Annotated in this window: 15 protein-coding genes and 2 pseudogenes; 1 reads left to right on the forward strand and 16 read right to left on the reverse strand. The window is 28.4% G+C overall.

Going from position 1 to position 17,212, the window contains the following annotated elements; all coding sequences use genetic code 11:
* Positions 1 to 125: 125 nt before the first annotated feature.
* From HMPREF0216_RS04575 to HMPREF0216_RS04620, 10 genes are all read right to left on the reverse strand, one after another.
* The gene (locus HMPREF0216_RS04575) at positions 126 to 1,067 is read right to left on the reverse strand and encodes a glycoside hydrolase family 25 protein (protein WP_005211720.1); all 942 of its coding nucleotides are present in this window, start codon (positions 1,065 to 1,067) and stop codon (positions 126 to 128) included.
* A gap of 163 nt (positions 1,068 to 1,230) precedes the next feature.
* The gene (locus HMPREF0216_RS04580; protein ID WP_005211723.1) at positions 1,231 to 2,142 is read right to left on the reverse strand and encodes a D-alanine--D-alanine ligase; all 912 of its coding nucleotides are present in this window, start codon (positions 2,140 to 2,142) and stop codon (positions 1,231 to 1,233) included.
* Positions 2,143 to 2,241: 99 nt separating this feature from the next.
* Complete coding sequence (nth, locus tag HMPREF0216_RS04585; RefSeq protein ID WP_005211725.1) at positions 2,242 to 2,883, reverse strand: endonuclease III; 642 nt, start codon at positions 2,881 to 2,883, stop codon at positions 2,242 to 2,244.
* An 83-nt stretch (positions 2,884 to 2,966) separates the two neighbouring features.
* Positions 2,967 to 3,674 (reverse strand): lysophospholipid acyltransferase family protein, encoded by a 708-nt coding sequence (locus tag HMPREF0216_RS04590; RefSeq protein ID WP_005211726.1) that lies wholly within the window; start codon positions 3,672 to 3,674, stop codon positions 2,967 to 2,969.
* A gap of 77 nt (positions 3,675 to 3,751) precedes the next feature.
* Positions 3,752 to 4,726 carry a tRNA epoxyqueuosine(34) reductase QueG gene (gene queG / locus HMPREF0216_RS04595; protein ID WP_005211728.1) on the reverse strand — a complete coding sequence of 325 codons (975 nt, stop codon included), beginning with the start codon at positions 4,724 to 4,726 and terminating at the stop codon, positions 3,752 to 3,754.
* A 2-nt stretch (positions 4,727 to 4,728) separates the two neighbouring features.
* A complete protein-coding gene (gene epsC / locus HMPREF0216_RS04600; RefSeq protein WP_005211730.1) occupies positions 4,729 to 5,328 on the reverse strand; it encodes a serine O-acetyltransferase EpsC in 600 nt (199 codons plus the stop codon).
* A 185-nt stretch (positions 5,329 to 5,513) separates the two neighbouring features.
* Positions 5,514 to 6,422 carry a cysteine synthase A gene (gene cysK / locus HMPREF0216_RS04605; protein WP_005211733.1) on the reverse strand — a complete coding sequence of 303 codons (909 nt, stop codon included), beginning with the start codon at positions 6,420 to 6,422 and terminating at the stop codon, positions 5,514 to 5,516.
* A 476-nt stretch (positions 6,423 to 6,898) separates the two neighbouring features.
* The gene (locus HMPREF0216_RS04610) at positions 6,899 to 8,152 is read right to left on the reverse strand and encodes a magnesium transporter (protein ID WP_005211734.1); all 1,254 of its coding nucleotides are present in this window, start codon (positions 8,150 to 8,152) and stop codon (positions 6,899 to 6,901) included.
* A 489-nt stretch (positions 8,153 to 8,641) separates the two neighbouring features.
* Complete coding sequence (locus tag HMPREF0216_RS04615) at positions 8,642 to 9,289, reverse strand: hypothetical protein (protein ID WP_040418863.1); 648 nt, start codon at positions 9,287 to 9,289, stop codon at positions 8,642 to 8,644.
* A 71-nt stretch (positions 9,290 to 9,360) separates the two neighbouring features.
* Positions 9,361 to 10,242: a YegS/Rv2252/BmrU family lipid kinase gene (locus tag HMPREF0216_RS04620; RefSeq protein ID WP_040418864.1), complete on the reverse strand. Its 882-nt coding sequence runs from the start codon at positions 10,240 to 10,242 to the stop codon at positions 9,361 to 9,363.
* Between the two features lie 268 nt (positions 10,243 to 10,510).
* Here HMPREF0216_RS04620 and pssA point away from each other — a divergent pair, with 268 nt between their 5' ends.
* Positions 10,511 to 11,032, forward strand: a complete 522-nt coding sequence (gene pssA / locus HMPREF0216_RS04625) for a CDP-diacylglycerol--serine O-phosphatidyltransferase (RefSeq protein ID WP_005211741.1) — start codon at positions 10,511 to 10,513, stop codon at positions 11,030 to 11,032.
* Positions 11,033 to 11,109: 77 nt separating this feature from the next.
* Here pssA and HMPREF0216_RS04630 read toward each other — a convergent pair whose 3' ends face one another.
* The 6 genes and pseudogenes from HMPREF0216_RS04630 to HMPREF0216_RS04655 all read right to left on the reverse strand — a co-directional run bounded on the left by HMPREF0216_RS04630 (position 11,110) and on the right by HMPREF0216_RS04655 (position 17,135).
* Entirely contained in the window at positions 11,110 to 11,493 is a 384-nt protein-coding gene (locus HMPREF0216_RS04630) for a hypothetical protein (RefSeq protein WP_005211743.1), read from the reverse strand.
* Positions 11,494 to 11,528: 35 nt separating this feature from the next.
* The gene (locus HMPREF0216_RS04635; protein ID WP_005211745.1) at positions 11,529 to 11,933 is read right to left on the reverse strand and encodes a hypothetical protein; all 405 of its coding nucleotides are present in this window, start codon (positions 11,931 to 11,933) and stop codon (positions 11,529 to 11,531) included.
* Between the two features lie 11 nt (positions 11,934 to 11,944).
* Positions 11,945 to 12,487, reverse strand: a pseudogene (locus HMPREF0216_RS04640) (rubrerythrin family protein).
* Positions 12,488 to 12,662: 175 nt separating this feature from the next.
* Positions 12,663 to 14,033: a SpoVR family protein gene (locus HMPREF0216_RS04645; RefSeq protein WP_005211752.1), complete on the reverse strand. Its 1,371-nt coding sequence runs from the start codon at positions 14,031 to 14,033 to the stop codon at positions 12,663 to 12,665.
* Between the two features lie 2 nt (positions 14,034 to 14,035).
* Positions 14,036 to 15,208, reverse strand: coding sequence for a sporulation protein YhbH (gene yhbH, locus HMPREF0216_RS04650; protein WP_005211753.1), 1,173 nt, complete (start codon positions 15,206 to 15,208; stop codon positions 14,036 to 14,038).
* Positions 15,209 to 15,213: 5 nt separating this feature from the next.
* Positions 15,214 to 17,135 (reverse strand): annotated as a pseudogene (locus tag HMPREF0216_RS04655) (serine protein kinase).
* Positions 17,136 to 17,212 lie beyond the last annotated feature (77 nt).

Consider the following 17,212-nt stretch of genomic DNA (forward strand, 5'->3'; position numbering starts at 1 on the left):
TCGTTTCCCTATACATTATTTTAACAAGAATTCTCTCTAAATGTAAGATAAAACATAAAAATTTGTAACTTGCATTATTTTTCATTATTGTTTCATCTTAAATTCAGAAAAAACTCTTGTTACTTTTATACAGTCATACTACTTCTCTTCTTTGATGTCTCTCCATCATAATCAAAAGCTTCAATACTTATTTTTACCGGACCTGTTACATTGAAAGGTAAGTTTTTAACTTGAATACTAAAACTAGTATCTTTTGCATCAACTGTTCCAATCCAATAATTATTTGCAAATATATTATATCCTAGCAAATCTGTATCAGTATTCTTATTCAAAGTAACATTTATAACATTTCCCTTTCTAGTAACACTAAGCCCTGTTACATCTCTAGGTTGAGTTAACAAGTCAATACTATCAGGACCCCAATTTGCATCTACAGGATTTCCAACACCCCCAACACTTGCTTCTTCACTGTATTGCCAAATTCTCCATCTTGTCCAACCTCCTACATCAGGTGGTATTGGTGGATTTCCTGGAATAGATGTATATAAAGCAATCCATAAAATCATATTCTTCAATGGATATCCTCTATTTGGTATAAAGAAATTATCATAAAGCTGAACAAAAAATACTCCAGTATAAAGCATAAGTCTTCTTCTTGTTTTTTTCTCAAATCTCTTTCTAAATCTATCTATCCAATCAATTAATGTAGTTGTTGTAATAGATTTATCTGTAGGTGTCTCTACATCTAAAACTGGAAATAAATCTCCATAATCCTTATTTCCAAAACCTTGTTGTAATATATTTATAAAATCGTCACATTGTGAATCTGCTGTTGTTAAATCTGCACTTGGTACCCCAAAATGATATGCTCCTACAGGAATTTTAAAATCTCTTGCTTGTTTTGCAAACTCTATAAACTTTCTATCCACTCTAAATCTACCTGTTGCTGATCCTGATGACCTTAAGTATAAAAAGTCAATTGTTGTAGCAAGCACTGAAAAATCTACCGATTGTGTATATTCATTAATATCAATACCAAAAAGACTTTTATCAGTTCTATTTTGCATAATTTCCTCCAATAAAAAATTCTCCTTGATATTATGATATTTAACAATTTAATTATGGTTACAAATTAATAATCAACATTTCTTATTCTATAATCATTAGCTAATATAAATAAAACCTATAGGTATTATCCCTATAGGCCTCATTCAATATATCATCTATTAATTAAATAGTTCTCTCAACTTTTAATGAAGTTTCTATTATTTTATCTAAAAGCCCTGAGTAACTAACTTCTATAGCTGCAGCACTCTTAGGGAATAAACTTGCCGGAGTCATACCTGGTAATGTATTTACTTCTAAAATATAAGGTATTCCTTGCTTATTTATAATCATATCTACTCTCGCATAAACTTGACACTTTAAAGCTTTGTAAGTATCTAGTGCCATTTTTTCAACTTCTTTATGAAGATTTTCCTCTAATTCAATAACTATTTCATCTGCACCATCAGCTGCATACTTCTGAGTGTAATCAAAGAAATCCGTTTGTGGTTTTATAGCTATAACTGGCCACATCTTTCCATCAAATACTGGACAAGTTATTTCATCACCTTCTACAAATTCTTCTATCATAACTTCTGTATCCCATTTTAATCCTTCTTCAACAGCAGCTTGAATTTCTTCTTTAGCTTTTACTTTAAATGTAGCTACACTTGAACCACCATTTGTAGGTTTAACAAAAACAGGATATCCCATTTCCTCTATCTTTTCATAATCTATCTCTTCAACTGAAGATACATTTATCCATCTTGCAGTTCTAATATCACTAGCTTTTAAAACTCTCTTAGTTAAATCCTTATCCATGCACATTCCTGAACTTATCGGTCCACAACCTGAATATGGTATATCTAAAGTTTGAAGTACCGATTGAACAGTTCCATCTTCACCAAATTTTCCATGAAGAGCTAATAATGCAAAATCTATACCTTTAACCTTTTCTATTATATCTTCTTTTTTATCAATAACTATAGGTATTATTTCATATTTACTTTTATCTATTTTTTCAACTATAGAATTACCACTTTTAAGAGAAATTTCTCTTTCTGAAGAAATTCCACCCATTATTACTCCAACCTTCATTAGTCAGACCTCCTATTTAACATTAATATAAATTAATTTACTATTGCAAACACTTAAACATTATATCATAACAAAAAAATATTGCGAAGTAATGTTCATTTACTTATTTTTAGCCCTTATTTCTTTAAAATACTTACACCTATTAGTCAAAGGACATTCATTGCATTTAGGATTTCTAGCTATGCAACACCTTCTTCCATGAAATATAAGCAAATGATGTGTAAGACTCCACTCTTTTTTAGGCAACTCTGCCTGAAGCTGTTTTTCCACCTCTAATACATTATCTGAATCAGCAAGTCCTAATCTATTTGAAACTCTAAACACATGGGTATCTACTGCAATAGACGGTACTCCAAAGGCATTTGATAATACAACATTAGCGGTCTTTCTTCCTGCCCCAGCTAACGTTACTAATTCTTCCATAGTTTTTGGAACTTCTCCATTAAAATTATTTTTAAGTTGATTGCACATTATCATTATATTTTTAGCCTTACTTCTATAAAGCCCTATTTGCCTTATTCTATCCTCAAGTTCATCGATAGATAAAGTTAAAAATGCATCTAAATCAGGATATTCCTTAAATAAATCTTTTGTTACTTCATTAACTTTTTTATCAGTTGTTTGAGCAGATAAAATAGTTGCAACCAACAATTGGAAAGGACTTTCATGATTCAATTCACATTTAGCATCAGGATACATTCTTTTTAATTCTTCTAATATTATTTTCGTCCTCTGTTTCATAACAATTCCACCTTTACTTTAACTTTTAGTTTTACATCTTAACTTAATTGTAATATTTCTAGAATTAAATTTAATCCTAATTCCTAATTACTATAAACACCCCTATATTTTTCTGGAAGCCCTTTTGCTATTGCTTCCATTAAATATCTTAAACATCTTTCATCATATTCATGCTTTGATTCTTCTTTTTCCTTTTTAGGTAACTGTATTGGTTTCCCAATATTCACATTAACCTCAGCTTCATTCCACTTTTCGCTTCCCATATCTCCATCTTTATTTATTGGAAGTAATTTTTCAGTTCCCCATAAAGATATAGGTATAATATTTGCTTTACTCATTCTAGCTACCAAAAGCACACCTTTTTTACCTTCTATCATTGAACCTGTTCTACTTCTAGTACCTTCTGGAAATAAAACTAAGTTTTCTCCTCCCTTCACTACATTTATCATAGCCATTATTGCTTCTTTGTCTGCACTATTAGGTTTAATAGGAATATTCTTCACTATCTTAGTTCCCAAATTCGTAACTGGATCATTTGAAAGTTTAACTCCTGCAACAAATGTAGGATCATATTTTTCTTTTAATACTTTTTCTATAATAAATCCATCAGAATTACTTAAATGGTTGGAAATAAAAATCTTTGCACCTTCTGCCTTTTCTATATTTTCATAACCATCAATTTTTATATCTGCATATTTTTTTAAATATCCATTTATTTTATTCCTTGCTATTTTAACAACCAAACCTTCCGGTAATAGCTTTATTAACTTTGCCGTAGTTTTAGATATCAAATTTACTCCCCCCTAATTTCCTTTTCATCTGATAAGATTATTATATTTTATAAATTAATACTAAACAATGTATTCATTTATATTAACTTTGAAATATATTCATTTATATATGGAGAATCCCCTTCATATTTTTTTATATCTTTTCCATTATTATGTAACCTTATTATAGCATTTCTTTTTATAACATTTTTTCCTCTCCATCCACATGAGGTTTTTGAAATATTTTCTTTGAAAAATTTATTATTCATTCCTGCATATATATCAATTTTTTCGTTACACATAAAATCTAAAGGTTTGAAAGCTTCAATATTAGAAAAATAAACTTCTTTATTATAAGGACACTTTATTTGACATATATCACAGCCAAAAATTTTATCTTTTAAAAGTTTTATTTCAATTTCATTCAAATCCTTCTTTTGTGTAATATATGAAGAACATATATTAGGATTTTTCTTATTTATATTAATTGACTTAGTAGGACACTCTTTATAGCAATTATCACATTCCCCACACTCATTAAACATTTTAATTTCAGAAAACTTTCTTTTATCTGTGCATTTTATATCCAAGTCAGTTATTATTTCTCCTAAAAATACATATGATCCATATTTCTTAGTTATAATCATATTATTTTTCCCAATAAATCCGATACCCGATAAATAAGCGATATATCTTTCTGGCAGCATGTTGCTATCTACAAAAGAGATAGCATTTCCACCTAATTCATTTATATATATACATATTTTATCTAAATAACTTTTAACTACTCTATGATAATCTAATCCCTTTGTATATTTAGAAAATCCATTATCCATATCATTTTCTTTCCAAAGATAAGGGAAAGCTATTGAAATAATAGTTTTCCCATCTTCCATATATATATTAGGATTAATCCTTTTTTCTATATCTGATTCTTCAAATTCGTTTTCTAATAAATTTTCTTTTCTAAATTTAAAAAACTCTCTAAGTTCTTCAAACTTTCTACATTCTATAAATCCAATAGTATCTAATCCTAACGAATTACAATAGTTTATGATTTTTTCCTTTAGCATATTTAAATCACCATATCATTATATATTTTTTTACTATTCCCTCTATAATCACCCATCTCGATTATACTAGTTTCTTCTCTCCTGGGCTTTACTATATTTTTTGCTGGTATTCCAACTGCTGTAGCACCACAAGGAACATCTTTTAAAACAACTGAATTAGCTCCTATTTTGGCATTACTTCCGATATATATAGGGCCAAGTACTTTAGCACCTGCACCAATTACTACATTATTACCCAGTGTAGGATGCCTTTTACCTTTATCTTTTCCAGTTCCGCCCAAAGTAACACCATGGTATAAAAGAACATCATCACCAATCTCTGCAGTTTCACCAATTACTACACCCATTCCATGATCAATAACTAATCCTTTTCCTATTTTTGCTCCTGGATGTATTTCTATACCTGTAAAAAATCTAGATATTTGAGAAATAAGCCTAGCTAAAAAGAATAACTTTTTTGTATATAAATAGTGAGCTATTCTATATGAAATAAGTGCATTTATTGTTGGATAAAGCAAGAACACCTCTATCTTACTTCTAGCTGCTGGATCATTTTCCATAACCCTATTCAAATCATAAGATAAATTTTCAAATAACTTCATATTTTATCTCCTCCGTATTATCTTAGCCATTATTTATTTTCCAATACCCCTCTAACTTATTGCTACCTACTTATTACTACCTAAAGTTAATCGAAAAAACTATAATATACCATTCCAGAAATTAATATGATTTCATTAGGAATTTATATCATAATTTTTTCTGATTTAACTTTTCTATATAATTATTATTCGTATATTCCCATTGAAATATATTTTTCTCCGCCATCTGGAGCTATCGCTAGTACTTTCTTGCCTTTGCCAGCTTCTTTTGCAAGTTGTAAGGCTGCATAAACAGCTGCTCCTGCTGATATTCCAATTAAAACACCTTCTTTTTTGGCAAATTCAACTGCTGTATTTATAGCATCTTTATCATCAACTGCTACTACTTTATCAACATATTCTGCTTCATAATTTTTGGGTATAAACCCAGCTCCAATTCCTTGAATTTTATGTGCACCTGGTTTTTTTCCTGAAAGAACTTGTGAGTTACTTGGTTCAACTGCAACTATATTTATTTTAGATATCTTTTGCTTTAAATTTTTTCCTACACCTGTTATAGTTCCACCAGTACCAACACCTGCAACAAATATATCTAAATCATTTATATCTTCATATATTTCTTCTGCAGTTGTTTCATAATGTTTTTCAGGATTAGCTACATTTTCAAATTGTTGTGGTAAAAAATATCCATGTTCTTTAACTAGAGATGTAGCTTTCTCAATTGCACCTTTCATTCCTTTAGAACCATCTGTTAATACAAGCTCTGCTCCATATGCCTTTATTAAATCTCTTCTTTCCTTACTCATAGTTTCCGGCATTACTATTATTACTCTATAACCTTTTATTCTTCCTATCATTGCAAGTGCAATCCCTGTGTTACCACTTGTAGGCTCTACAATTACTGAACCTTCCTTTAATAATCCCATTTCTTCAGCTTTCTCAATCATTCCAAGCGCTGCTCTATCTTTTATACTTCCACCTAAATTAAATTTCTCTAACTTAACGTATACTTCTGCACTATTTTCATCTACCATATTGTTTAACTTTAGTATTGGTGTTCTCCCTATTAATTCAATTGCATTGTTATAAATCATATTACTACCTCCAATATAGTTTTTAAATATTTTTTAAATATAAAAAAACCTCGTCTCTATATATAGAGACGAAGTTTACTTCGCGGTTCCACTCTAATTAAACCATCATAATAATAATGATTTCCCTCATTCTACAGTACTAAATAATACCTGATCACTATAACGGGTGCTACCGTAAAACCTTACTATTATTTCAGGCTTAAACTCCAAAGGGCACTTCATATAAAGTGATTCTTAGCTTTACTATAAGCTTAGAGGAATTTATCCATGTCATACTAAGTTAACTTCATTTGAAGTTCTACAGTAACTAAACATCAGATAAATTACCGGTAAAAAGTTCACAGCATCCTTTTCTCTCTGTAACCATCCTTTATACTACTTTCCTTCTTCATAGTCTTAATTCCGAGTATTTAACTAAACTTTATATTTTTATTATATTCTTATATTTCAAAAAGTCAACACTTTTTGGGAATTTTTTACTTATTCTTCTTCTTCCATATAGGATATAATATTTCATCAATTAAATCATGTGTATTTACCACACCTATTAACATGTTTTTTTCATCTACAACTGGTATTGTTAATAAATCATACTTTGCTGAAATTTCAACAGCCTCATGTATATCTTCATAGTGCTTAAGAACATCTATATTTTCATTCATTATTTCCTTAGCCTTAACACTTGAATCATTTAACAGTAAATCCTTTAATCCAAGTACTCCTATAAGCCTATCCTCTTCATCTTTTATAAATATAGAATTTAATTCTTCATCTTCTGGATTAGTTTCTCTTAATATATCTATTATTTCTCCAATAGTAATATCTAAATTAAAAGCAATAAAATCCTTACTCATTACACTTCCAACTGTTTCGTCTTCATATTTTAGTAATTCTTTTACTTCTTCAGCATCTTCAGTTTCTAAATTTACAAGTATCTTTTCTCTTTCATCATCATTAAGTTCATCTAAAATATCAGCAATTTCATCATTAGGCATATTCTCTAATACTTCAGCCGCTTTAGCTTCACTTAAATCTTTAAGTATACTTCCCCTATACTCTGGTTCAATTTCTTCTAGAGTATCTGCCGCTAAATCCTCATCTAAAGATTCAATTATTTGCTTTCTATGCCCTGCATCAAGATTCTCTAATATATCAGCTAAGTCAGCTGGATGTAATGTAGATAGTTTTTTATATGGCACTGAAATTTGCAAATTTTTATTTACCATTTCTAAAGATTCAACATCATCCCACATAAGAACTTTATCATCATAATCCTTATTCATAACCTTATATATAAACTTTCCTAAACCTTGACACTTCATTCTTCTGAACTTAGCAAGCGGTCCTGTTTCAACAGCAATTACTCTATATTCTCCAGCAATTTCTGCTATTCTTAAGTCATCAACTCTTACAACTTGCTTACCATTAATATCAACAATCTTTTTATCTAATAAGTTTCTAGATAGTAAATAAGAATACGTTCTTGGAAGTATTTCCTTACTACCTCTTGTCATTATCTTAACATTGTTATCTATAGAATAAAAAATTATACTTCTAAATTCATAATGAAAAGTAACTCCATCTCGTCTCACCTTATAACCTATTACTCTTGGATATCCATCATCAGTAGTTACGTATATATCCTTTAACTCCCCTAGCACATCATTAAATTCGTCATACATCTTCTTGCCTAATATACTAGTAAATAGGAAAACAGATAGTTTTTCCATACAACTTCCTCCTTCATTAACAGAGAGGAAATTCAATATTTATAATGAGCTACAATTTTCTTTTGCTAATTTTGTGTAAATTAAACCTATAAAATTACTACTATTTGCTCAATTTACTTTAGTAAATAAAATTTACTATACATAAGTTTTACTTGCTAAAGCTAAAGTTGGAATCTCACTTAAATGAAAGTTTTTCTCTCTTTTTATGTTTATATTCAATTTTCTTAAATTTATCCTCTGAGGGACACCCTCCATTTAATCTCACCACCATTTTTTATAAATTTAATTTTTTCAATTGACTATACAATAATCTTGCAGCAAAATATTTCAATTTATTTTAAACTACATACAAAAACCCCTTTTTAGGGGTGTCTCATATTAATATTATATTAAAGCAACTCTAAAAGGCAATACTTTAAATACCATATATTTATTAAATTATATTTTTATTTAGATATACCTTGATTTTTACTCTAAACATATCCTTTTTTACCTTATTTTAAAAGTATTTATAGCATTATAACTACAAATAAGCATAAAAACCTCTCCTACAATATTATATGGAAAAATCATCATATTGCTCACAAACATAATAAATTCTCCTATTAATACTATTAATGAAATCATCAATAACCTCATCCCTTTTTTATTACTATAAGGTTTATCTCCTAAAAGAAGGGTTATAATCATAATAGCTGCCAATATTATTAAATAAATTAAACTTGGTACTAATATTTCTTTAAATCTTACAATAAACCCAAATACACTATCTATTTTAATATCAAGCTTATAAATTTTTATAATAATTACATAACTTATAATTAGTATAATTGTAAAAACATAATTATAATCAAAACTTTTATCTTCCATCCTCAAAAAAATATATAGCGCTATTAATGCCAAAAGTGGAATTGCTATATAGTTAGTTTGCGTTAATGATTTCATACTATATATTATGCTTTGCTTTTCAACTATCCATAAAACTACCAAAGAGATATATCTAAGTAAAAGTGTTAGTAATGCTATTGAATATACTAATTTTATTTTTTTAGGTGATTTTTTATTATTCAAATACATTAGATAAAAAATAAAAATAATTATAAATAATAATATACATAAATAAGTAAAAGCTATCATATTTTACTTCCTTTCAAAAATACTATTATTTATAATTATTAATTTTACTTTTTATTTATTCTTTAAATAAATTAATTTATTCCTAAAATTTTAACTCCACCTTTAATACATTTAACTTCTAGTGGAAAATCTGGTCCTCTTTCACCATCAATATCAGTAACAATTCCTTCATCACACTCTATATGAATATGTTCTGTTTTAAAATATAGCACTCCTTCTGAATCTAGATGTTCACCTCTTAGTATTTTTATAAATAAAGGTATTAACTCGTAAAGAGGTACAGCTTTAAATATGATAACATCTAATTTTCCATCTGTAGCACTTGCTTTATTAGCTAAAGAAAAATTACCTGCAGTTTGCCCATTAAACACTAACATAAGATACATATTACCTTCAAAATTTACTTCATCAGAAGTTATTTTAACCTTTAAAGGTCTAAAATTAGGTAACTCTTCTAAACCTTTTAAATAATATGCAAGCTTTCCTATTGTATTCTTTAAATTTATATCTGTCTTTTGAGAAACATCTGTAAATAACCCCGTACTAGCTACATTTACAAAATATTTATCATTTATGCTTCCAAGATCTACTCCAACAGCACTTGAATTTATTATTTTTCTACAAGCTTCATTTACATCAAAAGGTATACCTAGGAATTTAGCAAAATCATTTGCAGTACCTACTGGCAAAATAGCAATTGGTAATGAAATTCCTAACTTAGCCATAGCATTAACAACAGAATCTACTGTTCCATCTCCACCGGCAATAAGTATATATTCATAGTTGCCACCTTTAACATCTGCAAATGCCTCTTCTATTCCACATTCTCTTTTTATTCTATAAGGAACAATAGTATATCCTGATTCTTGATGAATATTTATTACATTGTCTAACTTAGCCAAAATAACATTTTCCCCCGAATATGGATTATATATTAATTTAACTTTTTTCATTATATCCCTCCACACTTAATTTTCCTTAATAAATTATATCATAAAACAATTTCATATAACTTAGCAATGGTAATTGTTAATATTATCTGTTATTTCCTTATTTTTATATCATTATTTTTCATATGTACCTAACTTTATCTATATAATATTATATAAATAAGTTTATACACATATTACCATAACTCTAATAATGTTATTTTCTATTAAATTTTATTTTACTTTGTGTTATAATTGTATCTTATTATAAGATATACTTAGGAGTGATTATATGAAAAAAAGTTGTATTCCTAACATCTTTACATTTATTAATTTATCTTTTGGAATACTATCTCTACTTTCTACCTTTGAAGAAAAATATAAGTTAGCTTGTATTTTTATACTTTTAGCAGCATTGGTAGATAGATACGATGGTAGGATAGCTAGATTTCTAAATGTTTCTAGTGATCTTGGTAAAGAGTTAGATTCACTAGCAGATTTAGTATCATTTGGTGTTGCACCTGCTATTTTAATATTTCTAATATTTGATTTTAATACTTTGGGACCAAGTGGCTTGTTCGGGTATATTTCATTACTTTTATTTCCTATATGTGGTGCATTTAGACTTGCTAGATATAATGCTAGTGAATTTAATGGAGTTTTTACCGGGGTTCCTATTACTGTTACTGGAAGTTTTTTAGCTTTATTCGCTTTATTTACTGTTAATGGAAATATTTCTGCTATTATTCCTTTTTTATTAATATTATTATGTTCTTATTTAATGGTAAGTACTTTTAAACTAAGGAAATTCTAACACTACAACTGGTTATATAATTTTAAAAGGGCTGTATCATTTTATTTAATTTTGATTCAGCCCTTCACAAATCTTTTTTATTTATCATCCTTATATTTTTTTACTTCTTTAAACTCTTCTCTTGTCATTGTTGCATCATTAAAAAGCAATTCTTCATCAACTTCTGTCAATATAGCCTTATTATCACCCTTCTTTAGCATATAATCTCCAATAACTGCACAATAATGAAAATAACTTTCTCCACAATCATCTATTAATTCAATTAAATGATCAATTGTTTCTCCCAATTTATCTGCCCTATGAACAGCATCTTTAACATAACTTGTTCTTGCTTCATTTATATTATTAAGTTCTGCTGCTCCAGCAATCAACAATCTATATGAATCCACCATAGATCTCAATAATTGCGTTAAATTATTTACATTACTATAATACTCTTTCATTAATTGATTATATTTCATTTAACACCTCAATTTAATGAATTTTAACTTATTATCTACTTATTCTTACAGTCCTTCTTGTCAACATTATTAATATATTCATCATCTAATTCACTAAATATATCCGTAGAGATTTTACACTTATCAGCTACCTCTTTACTCTTAAGTTCTATATACATAGTATTTATTTCTATACACTCTTTTTTTGCTGCTTTATTTTTAATAGCTACATTTGTTTTCTCTTCAATAGTACTTTCTGCTTTTTTATTACTTATAATAGTTTCTTTTTTTGCTTCACTTACACTACTCTCCTTAATTGGTATATTCTCAGTTGCCTTAGTTTTTGTACTTTCTCTATATAAATTTGTGTCTAACTCTAAGTTATTGCTTTCTTCATTAAAAACAAAATTTTCTCCATAAATTACAGGAACAAAAAACTCTTTAGGTATTGATATAAACATGATTCCACCTCCTATGCATCATTAGATTCACAATATGCTTTAAAATATTCTCTTGGATATGAACATAGTGGGCATTTTATCGGTGCATTTGCACCTTCATATATATATCCACAATTCATACATACCCATTTTGAGTCTTTTGATCCGCTAAACATAGTACCATTTTCTATATCGTCATATAATTTTTTAAACCTTTTTGCATGCTCCTCTTCAACTTCTCTTAATTCTTTATAAAAATCTGCAATTTCAGTAAACCCTTCTTCCCTTGCCTCTTTTTCAAACTTAGCATAAATATCATTAGCTTCCTCTGTTTCCCCACATATAGCATCCATTAAATTTTCCTTTGTTGAACAGATAAGGTTAAGAAAATCACCATACACTTTTCTTGCATGAGCTAATTCATTTTCTGCTGTAATATCAAAAACTTATGCAACTTTTCTGTATCCTTCTTTTTTAGCCCTTTCTGCATATAAAGTATATTTATTTCTAGCCCTACTTTCTCCAGCAAATGTTCTATATAAATTTTTCTCTGTCTTACTACCTTTTAAATTCATTATAATCTCCTCTATAATATTTCTACTATTAAGTTATTCATAATTAAAAAAAATGCAACAAATAAAAATGACGGATTACGAATTGTGTAAAATAACTTTTCTAAAATCATCTTACTTTTCATCCTTAATCCATCATTTTTAATGTTAATATATTTTTTATTATTATTCTAACTATTTAATTTACTGATACTCTTCTATCATTATCACAAGTAATTTGTATTGCCCTACCCTCTTTAGTCTTGGTATTTAATACAACCTTGTGTCCCCATAAATCAAATAAATATTTTATAGTTTCTTTTGCATATATAAGTTCAAGTTCTCTTCCATCAAATACATGCTCTAAAGTCAATGTACCATCTTTCCTATTTAAATCAATTATTCTTATATAAGGTATACCACCTACGCCACAGTTATTAGCTATGGTATCTCTAATAGATTGCCATCCTTCTTCATCAGATACTTCATCAACAACAAACTCAAAGCTCTTTTTAGCATATTGGAATAATCCAAGCTCCCTACACAAATCTTGTGTTAAGTACTTTCTTAAGAAGGAATTATCTCTTTCAATATATCTAACTTCAAAGATTTTATCTCTTCCATACCTTTTTTCTATATCTTCAAAAACTTTAAATCCTATATAATATGGATTTAATCCTCCTAATATTGGAGCTATGACATCATTGTGGCGCTTTATAAACTCAAAATGTAATCCTTCTGGTAAATCTAAACTTTTAAGGATATTATAATGGCAATAGCTTGCCCATCCTTCATTCATTATTTTTGTTTCTATTTGAGGCATAAAGTACTCTGTTTCTCTTTTAACTATTTTTAATACACTTTTTTCCCACTCTTCTAAATTACCATACTTAATTATAAACCCAATAACATCATCACAAGGTTCAAGAGGTATCTTGCTTAAATCTGGCAAAGGTATTTCTGCAGTATCATCTAATGAATCTCTTCCCTCTATTTTTCTATTATACTCATTCATTAAATTTTCTTTTATTTCTTCTTGAGTTAATTCCTTCATTCCAACAACTCGTGGAATCTGAAATTTTAATGCATGTGCAGCATCTAATATTTTTTCTACTTTGCTATAACCTATATTAGGATTATTTATATATCCTCTTATTATTTCTGCATCAAGCTTAAACATTTCAACAGTATAATGAGCTTTTGTCCCTTCTCTAAATAATCTATTATTTTTAAAGAAATCATTATGACCATAAACATGAGCCATAGTCAATATCTGAAGTAATAATGTATTATCTTTCATAAGATATGCAATAGCCGGATTGGAGTTTATAACCATTTCGTATGGTAATCCTGTTAGATTCAAAGAATATAATGTCTTATTTTTCTCATATGCTTTACCATAGCTCCAGTGAGGATACTTTGATGGCATTCCAACATAAGATTCATAAGCTAGCATTTCATTAAATCCAATTATCTCAAACTCTTGTGGATAATAATCTAACCCAAATTCTACAGCTTTTTTCTCTATCTTTTCATCCCACTTTTCTAAATCTTTTAAAGTATACTCCACTATTACTCCTCCTTTAGCTCTTTACTAAGCATTAGCTTAAGCGCATCCCATAAATTCTTTTTTTCCTTAACAACTACAGATACAAATTTTTTATCTACTATTTCCTTATTAAATCTATAATACATAGTTGTTGAATAAGTTGATGGTAATAGTTCTGCATAACCAAACATATTGCTAATTTCACAAAGTTTTTTTACAGATTCAATTGCTCTTTCATTATCTTCAGACCAGTTATCTCCATCACTAGCATATACCGGATATATGTTCCACACTTCTGGTGAATACTTCTCTTCAATCAACTTAAGTGCAAGATTTAATCCGCTTGATATATACGTTCCTCCAGATTCAGCCTTATGGAAAAACTCATATTCATTTACTTGCTTTGCAATTGTTGTATGTGAAATAAATTCAAAGGCAATATTATTGTATTTCCTTCTTATAAAGGTAGATAGTACAAAGAAGAATGATCTTGCTAAATATTTTTTTGTACTATCCATAGATCCAGATACATCCATGATAAATATCATAACTGCATTACTTTCTTTTTTAGGTTTACTTTTAACTCTATAATATCTCATATCATCTTCTCTAAATGGAAACCTATCTATTTCTGGATCTAATCCTGCTTCTATAAGTCCTCTCTTCTTTCCTTGCTTACGTGCAGTTTTAGCCATAACTGTTCTCTTTTTAGCAAGTCTTGGGTTTATACCATGTCTTTGATATCCCCTTTTTCTACTTGCACTTTCAGTTATTATCTCTGAATATTTCTTTTTATCTAAATTAGGTAAATCTAAATCCTCTACTATATAGTCCATTAACTCTTCAAGTGTTATTTCAGTTTCATATATATCATCGCCCTCAGAGTTCCCGGCGCCCTTATTTCCTTTCTTACCACTTGAATCTGCACTGCCTAATTTATCTCCTCTTTTTTCTTCTCCTGTTCCTGTTGCAACACCCTTATTATTGCTACCAAATACAAATTGGTATTCTTTTATACCCCTAATGGGAATTTTAAATTTCTTATTTTTAGTCTCTCCAACTATACTTTCTTCAGAAAGTATATCTCCTAAATTTTCTTTAATGGATTTTTCAACTAATTGCCTATGACGTCTTCTATCTTCTATGCTTCTATCGTGTTCAACAGGATTTTCACTACTATCTCTAAATATAGCCATCCTTATCAATCCTTCCACAAATTGTTTGCTGCATATTTAAGAATTACATCACAACAATGTGAACAATATCCATTCCTTTGCATTTCTTCAACCATAGTATTATATTTTTCAGTTTGTTCTTTATCTCTAACTCTAGATTTTGTTATTATTCTAGATAAATCTTTTCAGATGCAATAAGTTTCTTTTCTATGGCTTCTTTTAATGGTTCATATGATGTATAATCAATTTTTGCTCCATTTCTAACTAAATAGAACATATAAGAAGTTACATCTGCTCTAAAGCCTTTACTTGAAGCTTCTGAAACACCTATTTGTTCTTCTATACTTCTCATAAATTCTTCATCTGGTTTTAATTCTTCACCAGTTTGAGCGTCTTTAATTCTAGTTTTATTAACAAAAGCTTCTGCATTATCAATATAATTATTGAAAAGACTTTCAGCTTGTTCTCTAAATGAATGAATAAATGCCTTAGTTATTTCTTTTTCTAAAATTTTATTATATTCCTTACGAATTGTATCTTGAATAAATCCTAGATATTTCTTCTTATCATCATTAGAAATATCCATATCCTTTACAGATTTAATTATACTTTCCATTATGCTTAATGGATTTATACAATCAAATTCTGAATTTGAAAGTGCATTATCAATAGCTTTAATAATAAATCTAGTACTAATACCTTTCATTCCTTCATAAGGACCAGCTTCTTCTCTAAGCTCAACTATATCAATTTTCTTTGTAGTTCCCTTTTCAACTAAGTCCTCACCATTATAAATTCTAAGTTTAGTCATAGGATCTACCTTAGCAGATGGTGATAATCTTGAAAGAATTGCAAACATTGATGCTATTTCAATTGTATGTGGTGCAATATGAGCCTTAAAATTACTCTTTCTTAATATTTTTTCATAAATCTTAATTTCTTCATCTAATTCTAAGCAATAAGGCACTTCTACCTTTACTATTCTATCTAAAATTGCTTCATTTGTATGATCTGATTTAAATTTATTCCACTCAGCCTCATTTGAGTGAGCAATTATTAATCCATCAAAATAAATCATTGAACCTTTACCTGGTGATGGTATAGATTTTTCTTGAGTTGCAGTTATTATAGTATGAAGATATTCAACATCATTCTTAAATACTTCTATGAATTCCACAAGACCTCTATTTCCAACATTAAATGCTCCATTAAGAGAAAATATTCTTGGATCGTCTTCTGGATACATATCCATTTTAGAAATATCTATAGAACCTGTAAGTATTGAAGTATCTTGGTTATTAGGATCAACTGGAGGAACAACTCCAATTCCCTTTCTTGATCTTATAGAGAAATTCTTTCTCTCTACAGGGAAATTTTCATATTCTCCATTAAACTCATGTATTAATCTGTATTTACATATAGGACATAAATCTCCTTCTATTTGAGTTCCCAACATATCATTAAACTTAGCTCTCAAATGATTTGGAACTAAATGTAATGGTTCTTCATGCATAGGACATCCTTTAATTGCATATATAGGTTCACAACCTACTAAAGCACTTTTTAATGCCTCTACTAAAGATGATTTTCCGGCTACTACTGGCCCAACTAAATATAAAACTTGTCTAGCTTCTTCACCTTTCATAGATGCTGAATTTAAGTAATTTACAATTTTCATTATAACTTTATCAATTCCAAAGAAGTCTTCTTTAAAGTATCCGTATTTTTTAATAGTGTCATTTCCATATATTTTTCTTATTCTTGGATTTTCATCACCCTTTAATACCTCTACACCTTTGCTCATAATAAAATCATATAGTCTCTTATGAGAAAGCTTTGCTACGTCAGGATTTTCCTTAACTATTTCTAAATAATCCAAAAATGTTCCTTCAAACTTTTCATTGTTTCTACTCTCTCTATCTGTAATTATAAATTCCCTAAAGTTCATAAACTTATCCCTCCCCTTAATTTAGTATATTATTACTATAAATAGTTATATTACTATTTTTTTATTTAGACTTCTTT

It is taken from the genome of Clostridium celatum DSM 1785 (genome assembly GCF_000320405.1).
Classification (GTDB): domain Bacteria; phylum Bacillota; class Clostridia; order Clostridiales; family Clostridiaceae; genus Clostridium; species Clostridium celatum.